The sequence below is a fragment of the Acinetobacter sp. N1-1 genome (assembly GCF_056711485.1).
The window spans coordinates 1-8,033 of sequence record NZ_JBWXUO010000016.1 but is presented as its reverse complement, the minus strand read 5'-3'; the positions used below and the strand labels follow the sequence as shown (position 1 = coordinate 8,033).

Genomic DNA, 8,033 nt, shown 5'->3' with positions numbered 1-8,033 from the left:
CTTTGATACCAATACTTTCAAGACCTATAAAACTAGGTTTAAGGGGTTATAAAACTAGGTTTAAGGGGTTATAAAACTAGGTTTAAGGGGTTATAAAACTAGGTTTAAGGGGTATTCGAATAGTTAAAATTTTGACTATTTAAAATAGATAATCTATAACCTAGTTATATTAGATAATTTGTATTATAAAATGACCAACAATAGTAAACTCGTTGTAAAAGACAATGCTCTTATTGATGCATCTTTTAATTTATCCCTTATAGAACAACGCATCATGTTATTAGCGATTGTTGAAGCAAGAGAATGTTTAACACTGACACCAGATATGCCTATAGAAGTATCTGTAAGTAATTATATTCATCAATTTAAAGTAGATAGCAATAATGCGTATGGTCTTATTAGAGATGCTGCAAAGACCTTAAAAAGAAGGGAGTTCAGCTATCTAGACCGTTATAAAGGACATATGGCACTTACAACGGCAAACTGGGTTAATAAAGTTAGCTATGTAGACTCCAATGGCTTGATCGTTTTGTATCTTAGTACTGAAGTTATTAGCCTAATTAGCCGATTAAGTGAACAATTTACAAGATATTATATTGAGCAGGTATCTGATTTTAAAAGTAAATATAGCATAAGATTATATGAGCTATTGATCAAATGGTTGAATATGGAAACAACTGAAAAGTTTAATATTGTTGATCTAAGGTCAAAGTTAGGACTTAGTGTAGATGAATATTCGACTATGTCGAACTTTAAGTCAAATGTACTTGATAAGGCTATTAAGGAAATTAACACTTATACGGACATTACTGTTGAATACAGTCAATTTAAAAGCGGCAGAGTTATTACCGATATTCAGTTTAAAGTGAAAACAAAAAATAAGTCGACTAAATCAAAAATTAAAAAGACCTTTGATCATGCAAAATTTCAAGAATTAACCGATGCTCAAATTAACATGTTTGGTAATAAACTTGCTCAATTACCAGAATTAGCTTACTTAGCAGAGGGTAATGAAAGTTATGAAGCTTTGGCAAGTCGAATTAAAAATATGCTGCGAGATGAATCTAAACAAAAAAAATTCATTCCTCATCTAAAAAGTTTAGGTTTCTCGGCAAAATAGTTATGTAGCCTAATGTATTTATTTTAATGTAACCTAGTAGACATAAGTTTACATGAGAGAAAGTCGTGAAACCTCTATCAGTTATTGAGTTATCTGAACTATATAAAATAAATAGACAAACAATCTATAAACGTATAAAAAAAGGTGATTTATCTAAAAATAGTGATGGTAAAATTGACCTTTCAGAAGCCATCAGAATCTTTGGTGAGCCATCTATGGATCTAAATAATGATGTAGCCACGTTACAGTCTATTAGGATACAAAAAGAAACTGAGGTAGACATCTTGAAACAGCAAATAGACATCCTTAAAAAGCAATTAGATTTGGCCCAAGAAAGGGAGGTTTTTCAGCGTGAACAACTTCAGGTTAAAGATGAGCAAATACAAGCAATACAGTTTTTATTAGGTGAGCCAAAACGAAAAGAGAGTATAGATCCTCTATCAGAAGAGAATTTAGTACGAGAATACGAAGAAGATACAAAACCCAAAAAAGGTTTTTGGAGTCGACTTTTTGATTAAAGAAAATGGAGCCTTAAGCTTCATTTAGATTCCTATGTTGGTTATATTACCCGAATCACGGATAAGAAATTATTTATAAGTCCTGAACTTTAGGTTTAGTCGCAGTACATTGATAAGCAATCAAAGTCGCATAAATATGAGCAATATACCCTCGCCATGAACGATGACGAGAGTTTTCTAATCCAAAGCTTTCTTTGAGCTGCCCATTCACTGTTTCAAGCAAGTTTCTTTGACACATATAATGCTCATCTTCTTTACGTAAAGGAGGTGCATCCATATTTGATCTTGTTCGTGTAATCAGCTCACAGCCTTGTTTTTCAAAGAATTGCTGATGGAATTTAGAAATATATCCTCGATCTGCAAATAATTTACCCTGAAATTTACTCATATTGAATAATGGATAGGCCACTTGGATATCAGCCCTTTTCCCCGTGGTCACTAAAGCAGATACAATCTCACAAGCACGGTTGACCATAAGATGTAGTTTAAACCCATAGAACCATCCCGTAGAAGATTTTCCTCGACTGGCTTTTTCCTTAAAGGTTCTATGTCTTGAAATTCTCATATTTTTACAAACCCGTAATGGCGTTGAATCCATGAAGTGAATGTGATCTTTTTTAGCTTTCCCTCGAATCGCTTCAAAGAATGCAATGATGGCATCTGCATATTGATTGATGAGTGCATTAATACGAGCATAGCAAGGTAGATATTTAAATGCTTTGCGATGGTAAAGTTGAATAAAGACAATGAATTGCTTAAATGTTTTAAATCCACTGAGGTGTGACCATACAGCTAAAAAAATGACTTCTGATAGCTCTAATAGTGCTTGACGAGAACGTTGTCTTACTCCAGATTCTTTCAAGGCTTCAAAATAAATAGGCTTAAATTGAATACAAAAGTCATCGATCAAGCAAAATAGTTCCGTATAATCGTACATAGAAGGTTGTCTGCTTACTTGTGTCTAGAAACTCAATAAAGTAAGGCAATCTTCTATTTTTTTATAATTCTTTAGCTTCGCTTATCCGTGATTCGGGTTAATTAAAAAGATATTTTAGTGGAATCTCTCTATATAACTTAACGCTTAGGATAAGAGCGTTTGTGCTTGCACACATGCTCTAAAACACCCAAACGATAGCGTTTATATGCTCGTACATTGACTAATTTCTTGGTCATGTCCTTACTCCCTATCTAATTCTGTTAGTTGGGGGAACTAACACCCATTAAAGCCCTTGCTTATTTATGGGAAAGATTTAGAGAGATTCCGTTGCTTAATATATAGTAGTTCTATATATTTTCAAGTAATTGTTTTTTAAAAAAATAGTGAATTTAATGCATTTAAATAGTTTAAGAATTAAGAATTTTAAAGGGTTTTCTGAAGAACATAATTATTTATTCTTTAATACTCCAACGGGTGAAAAAGGTAGTGGCCTTAATATTTTCATTGGAGAAAATAATAGTGGGAAATCCACTGTATTAGAAGCTATTGATTTTATAAGAAATAGTACAAAAAAGGATCTAAATATAATTCATCACAAAAGCTCAACTGGTGAATCTGCACAAGAAGCAGTAATCGAACTAGAATTTATTGGAGAAATACTTAACATTATTGAGACATTTGCTCAAGCTAATAAAGTAGAGTCTTTTAGAGAAGTAACCTATCAATGTGAGGAAGGTAAAGACTACTTTAAGATCTCTAGATCAACTTCAGAAATCAAAGTTTTAAAAACGTGGAATCAAAGTAATAATTCATTTACTAATACAGGAGGTCTTGATGCGACGATAAAAAAACTGTTTGAAACTAATTTTATCTGGGCTGATACTAATCCTAATGATGAAGCAGCTTTTGGTGCATCAACATTATGTGGCACACTGTTAAAAGAAATTGCAGCAGAACATGCAAAAACAGATGAATTCCTTGCTTTTGAAGAAAGATTCAATCAAATCTTTAATTCTCAAACATCAGAATTACGGCAAAAAATTTCTGTTATTGAACAAAAACTCAATTCTATTTTTACTAGCCAATTTGGTGAAGCATCTTTAAACTTTCAATTTGACACTCCTAAAATCGAGTCATTTTTTAAAGGTTCATCCATACTTATTGATGATGGTGTACAAGTCAAAATGGATGAAAAGGGAAATGGAATGCAACGATCTGTTGCATTAGCTTTACTTCAAATTTATGCAGAAGAAATTGCATTTGACCAAGAAAAACAGTTATCTAGACCATTTTACTTATTTATAGATGAGCCTGAAATTTGTCTACATCCTACAGGACAAATGAAATTATTTGATGCTCTCTTAGAAATCTCAAAATATCGGCAGGTCTTTGTAACCACTCATTCGCCTTATTTTTTAAATTCTCGCTATCTTGATAAAGTTGGAATATTTATATTTAAGAAAGAAAATCATAAAAATGTTATATCAAAAGCTAATATGGATTATTTTTTCCCATGGAGTCCAACATGGGGAGAAATTAACTATAAAGCCTACAACTTACCTACTATCGATTTGCATAATGAACTATATGGATATTTGCAAGAAAAATCTGGTAAACACAATGAAAAAGACTTTGAATCTTGGCTAGAAGTCCAAAGTTGCTCCAAAGATAAATCATGGATTAAAGAAATAAATGGAACTGCACGTCCATCTTATTCAGTAACGTTAATGACTTTTATCAGAAATCATATTCACCACCCAGAAAATACTACTATGCAAGGTATTCCCTACACTGGGGATGAACTAAAGCTTTCGATAGATGAAATGATTAGGGTGTTAAAAATTAATAACTATCACGCCATTTAAAATATTCTATTTTTTTAACCAATAAATCAACACCTTCTGTTATATAGAATGCAAAAGCCTAGATTTAGGCTTTTGCATTTCCTGAGCTTTATCCTCAAAAACAATATTACTATGCTTTAAATTGAATTTTCAGCCCCTTACTTCCAGTTGCATAAGTCCAACTCAAACCAGTCCCAAAGCCTCCAACTCTGGGATTACCACTATTATTTAGCATAATTTTATTAATGTAGCTGTCGATATCATATACTTTGAAATCCTTATATTTATTCCCCATAGGATTGTTATTTTTAGGATGATGTAGATCAAATCTGATAACATACTCTGGATACCTAATATCTTGCAGTGTGGGATTAGGATTCAAGGTAATACACCATCGAACTAAGCTTCTAGCATAAGGAGCTAAAGACTGTCTTAAATATTGTTTTTCATCAACAGTGAAATTTTTGGCACTGGCATCCACTTGGTGCTTCTGTAATAAATAAATCAAGTGTTGATCTTTAATTCCTAGAGCTTGAACAATTGTATTTACATCATATTCAGCAAAAGAAACCTTAGCTACGGTAGATTGCTTTACATTCAAAGGAACCAATAATTGTTGCTGATTAACTAACAAAATATTTAGGTAAACATCCGTCTTAGGCGATCCGCCTCTTGCTGTTAATGGAATACCTACACGGCTGGATGAAATAGCAGAGATATGTGAAATATTTAAATTTAGATACTTGAACAGATGGTCTGCAATACAATATTCCAATGTATTAACTGGCCAACTTTGTAGTGTTGCTAAGTTTTTAAATATGGATTCTACAAACTCTTCATATACATCACCTAAAGCATCAGTAATAGCACCATGTGATAACTGATCAACTCCATATTTTGTATATAAGTAATTAAGTAATGGGGTCATTTCTTCTACATTCAAAAACGTAAAAGCATATAAGATCTTGTCACGACTATCACTTTTACGGATAATTTGGAAAATTATAGATTTTGACCGTAAAATGAAGCCCGAAATATTGAAATTGATTCGTAATAAATTAGATCTAACTCAAAAGCAAGTTTCTGAAATTATTGAAGTTAGTGATAAAACATGGCAACAATGGGAATCAGGTAAAACTGAAATGCACCCAGCCTATTACTCTTTTCTCCAAGAAAAGCTCAAAGATAAGATTAACTTTGACGAATTAACTGTTCAAAAAACACTCCAAAAACAGATATTTGATAGTTATAGCCAAAATCAAATCAGTAAAAATGCTGAAGAATTAGCTGAAATCACTCATATCGGAGAAAGAAAATATGCTGATAGTGGTGATTTCAAGTTTATTGATTTATTCGCAGGTATCGGGGGAATAAGACAGTCATTTGAAATAAATGGCGGAAAATGTGTTTTTTCTTCTGAAATAGATTCCTTTGCGAAATTTACATATTATACAAATTTTGGTGTAGTCCCTTTTGGAGATATTACAAAAGTTGGGGCTACAACTATTCCACAGCATGACATTTTATGTGCAGGATTTCCGTGCCAGCCATTTAGCCATATTGGTAAAAGAGAAGGCTTTGAACATCCGACCCAAGGAACAATGTTCCATGAAATTGTTCGTATTATTGAAACAAAAAAAACCCCAGTTCTATTTCTAGAAAATGTTCCTGGTCTCATTAATCATGATGATGGAAACACACTGAAAGTCATCATTGAGACACTAGAAGATATGGGCTACAAAGTTCATCATACTGTACTAGACGCTAGCCATTTTGGAATCCCACAAAAACGTAAACGTTTTTACTTGGTTGCTTTCCTAAATCAAAATATTCATTTCGAGTTTCCTAAACCACCGATGATATCTAAAGATATCGGTGAAGTTTTAGAAAGCGAAGTGACTGGATATAGCATTTCAGAGCATCTGCAAAAAAGTTATCTCTTTAAAAAAGAGGATGGTAAACCTTCTTTAATTGACAAAAATACGACTGGGGCAATTAAAACATTAGTTTCTACCTATCATAAAATTCAACGATTAACAGGTACGTTTGTTAAGGATGGAGAAACAGGTATCCGTCTTTTAACAACTAATGAATGCAAAGCTATTATGGGTTTTCCAAAAGATTTTGTTATTCCCGTATCAAGAACTCAGATGTACCGTCAAATGGGTAATTCTGTTGTCGTTCCCGTGGTTACAAAAATTGCAGAACAAATTAGTTTGGCTCTAAAAACTGTTAAACAACCAACTCCGCAACAAAACTTTGAATTAGAACTCATTTAAAAATATAGCCCCTTAATTAGGGGCTATTTAACATAAAATCTCTTATGAAAAGTCTGTTTGTAGCCCCAAAGTAGAAATGTCCGCTTTTTAATTATATTGCCTCAATATTTTCTTAGCGTCAGATTACGTCGTTTTAGTAGAAAACTTTATAGACAACCTTTTTTGGCTAGTTAATAATCGAAATTACTCAATTCTAAGGATTTGTATATGAAAGAAAATTTCTTAAACTGGCTATATCTACATGTGGAAACTCTCGGTAGATATAAATTTCCATATTTCATTTGGTTAATTGGAGTCTCTTCTATTCTAATAGTTCAATATTTTTACACTAAGTTAGTAAACAGTATTTATAATTTTCAGATATTTGGGCAGTTACCTTTCAAACCACTAATTGAAAATAATATTAACGACATCACAAACGGATTATGGCTAACTCCATTGATAAGTTTTGGATTTTTCATAGTTATTGGTATTAAAGTTCATCGTAAAAACGTTAAAAGAATGTTTAGATACTGAAAGATGACTAACTTATAAAGATCATATACTCCTAAGTAATGATTAAAAAATAAAAGTTTATACCCCCGTTTAACATAATGGACATTACCCGAACTCTTTCTTAATTAATTATTGTTTATCAGTGCCTTAAATATTTTACATAATACGAAAAACACAAAAAAAACCGACTCGGAAACATGTCGGCTTTTTTTTAGGCAGTTTTGGTAGGTTTTGCTAGTAAAGTCGATCAAAAAGAATACAACAATATAAAATATTTTTATATTATTGAAATATCTATATATTTATATAAATTATAGTGTATTAAAATTAATTTTTATGGATATATATGTTTAATAACCAATATCTTGTAGGTGGATTTTTATTATTCACTTCTATTTTTGCAAATGCAGACATGAATGAAGACTTTTTTAAAAGGAACACCTCAAAACTAGGTATTTCTACTCTATCATCAGGAATTCAATATGAAATTCTTGAATCAGGTCTAGGTGGTATACCTAATAATCAACATAAAATTCATTTCTCATATACAGTTAGAAATCTTGATTATTCCACTCGAATAGAAATGGCTGAAAAAGAAGTTAATCTATCTGATTTAAATGAACCAATGATTGAAGCAATTAAAACTATGAAAAAAACGGGGAAAAGTCGATTCTTTATTCCTGCATCAAAAGCATCTAATTTTGATAAGTTAGATAAAAACATTCCTTCAAATATTCCTTTAATTATAGACATTCACTTGCATAGCTTTTTATAAATAGTCATGAAAAATTGCTCCTTTATCTTAGATAAAGGAGCAATTTTGCCCACCCTCTTGTGTGT

The 8,033-nt window shown here is 31.8% G+C and carries 7 protein-coding genes; 5 read left to right on the top strand and 2 right to left on the bottom strand.

The annotated features are described in order from the left end of the window. Positions 1 to 190 precede the first annotated feature (190 nt). The gene (gene repM / locus AC1MPL_RS11910) at positions 191 to 1,120 is read left to right on the top strand and encodes a replication initiation protein RepM (RefSeq protein WP_479766256.1); all 930 of its coding nucleotides are present in this window, start codon (positions 191 to 193) and stop codon (positions 1,118 to 1,120) included. A 65-nt stretch (positions 1,121 to 1,185) separates the two neighbouring features. Next, positions 1,186 to 1,638, top strand: coding sequence for a plasmid replication DNA-binding protein (locus AC1MPL_RS11905; protein ID WP_479766255.1), 453 nt, complete (start codon positions 1,186 to 1,188; stop codon positions 1,636 to 1,638). 73 nt (positions 1,639 to 1,711) lie between these two features. Here the strand turns inward: AC1MPL_RS11905 and AC1MPL_RS11900 are convergent, their stop codons facing one another. Continuing rightward, positions 1,712 to 2,575 carry an IS982 family transposase gene (locus tag AC1MPL_RS11900; RefSeq protein ID WP_479764820.1) on the bottom strand — a complete coding sequence of 288 codons (864 nt, stop codon included), beginning with the start codon at positions 2,573 to 2,575 and terminating at the stop codon, positions 1,712 to 1,714. 392 nt (positions 2,576 to 2,967) lie between these two features. On the opposite strand from AC1MPL_RS11900, the gene AC1MPL_RS11895 reads away from it, so the two are divergent. Beyond that, positions 2,968 to 4,440, top strand: a complete 1,473-nt coding sequence (locus tag AC1MPL_RS11895) for an ATP-dependent nuclease (protein ID WP_479766254.1) — start codon at positions 2,968 to 2,970, stop codon at positions 4,438 to 4,440. 109 nt (positions 4,441 to 4,549) lie between these two features. Here AC1MPL_RS11895 and AC1MPL_RS11890 read toward each other — a convergent pair whose 3' ends face one another. Next, positions 4,550 to 5,362 (bottom strand): MspI family type II restriction endonuclease, encoded by an 813-nt coding sequence (locus AC1MPL_RS11890; protein WP_479766253.1) that lies wholly within the window; start codon positions 5,360 to 5,362, stop codon positions 4,550 to 4,552. A gap of 79 nt (positions 5,363 to 5,441) precedes the next feature. On the opposite strand from AC1MPL_RS11890, the gene AC1MPL_RS11885 reads away from it, so the two are divergent. Then, complete coding sequence (locus AC1MPL_RS11885; RefSeq protein ID WP_479766252.1) at positions 5,442 to 6,698, top strand: DNA cytosine methyltransferase; 1,257 nt, start codon at positions 5,442 to 5,444, stop codon at positions 6,696 to 6,698. Positions 6,699 to 7,539: 841 nt separating this feature from the next. After that, on the top strand, positions 7,540 to 7,968 hold the full coding sequence (locus AC1MPL_RS11880; RefSeq protein WP_479766251.1) for a peptidylprolyl isomerase: 429 nt from the start codon (positions 7,540 to 7,542) through the stop codon (positions 7,966 to 7,968). Positions 7,969 to 8,033 lie beyond the last annotated feature (65 nt).